The sequence below is a fragment of the Bacillus sp. EE-W1 genome (assembly GCF_009760835.1).
In the GTDB taxonomy this organism is placed as follows: domain Bacteria; phylum Bacillota; class Bacilli; order Bacillales; family Bacillaceae_G; genus Bacillus_A; species Bacillus_A wiedmannii.
The window spans coordinates 3,427-4,525 of the sequence record NZ_WIPE01000032.1; the positions used below are offsets into that span (position 1 = coordinate 3,427).

The window sequence follows — 1,099 nt, forward strand, 5'->3', positions numbered from 1 at the left end:
CATGTAGCTGGGACAATTGCTGCAGACAAAAAGAATAGTGTGGATTATGCAGTTACGGGAGTCGCTCCGGATGTAGATTTATATTCATATCGTGTATTAGGTCCATATGGAAGTGGACAAACAAGCGGTATTCTTGCTGCGATTGATAAAGCAGTGAAAGACGATATGGACGTTATCAATTTATCATTAGGTGCGTCTATTAATGATCCTTTATATCCTACTTCTATTGCAGTAAACAATGCGATGTTAGCTGGTGTTGTTACAGTAGTAGCGGCAGGTAATAGTGGTCCAGAAGAAGGTACCCTTGGATCACCTAGTGCAGCAGCACTTCCAATTACAGTTGGAGCAAGTGACGCCGCGATGACTATCCCGACATTTTCCGCCGATGCAGCTGATTTACATGTGGATAAAATGATGCTACTTGGAAAAAGCTTTACTGATAAGATTGAAGATTTGAAAGGTCAATCCTTATCGTTTATATATGCAGGGCTTGGGAAATCAGGTGATTTTACAGGGAAAGATGTAAAAGGGAAGTTAGCTCTTATCCAACGCGGTGAGATTACATTTGATGAAAAAATTAAAAATGCTAAGGAAGCAGGTGCAAAGGCGGTAATTGTATATAACAATGTAGATGGTGAAATTACAAGTTATCTTGGAGAAAGTACTTCATCTATTCCATCGTTCCGCTTAACAAAGGCAGATGGTGAGAAATTGCAAGCAAAAGCTGTCCAAGGAGATGTCTCTTTAACATTTGGAGAACTGAGTAACACAAAAACAGAGGGAGATCACTTAGCCGATTTCAGCTCTCGGGGTCCTGCAAGTAAAACAGATGATATTAAGCCGGATATTGTAGCGCCAGGTGTGTCTATTTTCTCTACTGTTCCTGAATATATTAATGATCCAAAGGATGGAGAAAATTATCCGGTAGCGTATGGACGTATGTCAGGTACATCTATGGCAACTCCTCATACAGCGGGGGTGGCAGCACTCATTTTGCAAGAAAATCCAAACTACAGTCCGTTTGAAGTAAAAGAAGCGCTTATGAATACTGCAGTTGACTTAAAAGAGGCACGCTCTGTATTTGAGGTGGGATCAGGCC

Annotated in this window: 1 protein-coding gene; it reads left to right on the forward strand. The window is 41.1% G+C overall.

The features are described 5' to 3' along the window. The coding region (locus tag GFJ36_RS29335; protein ID WP_481747062.1) for a S8 family serine peptidase at positions 1 to 1,099 on the forward strand (1,099 nt) is incomplete at both ends.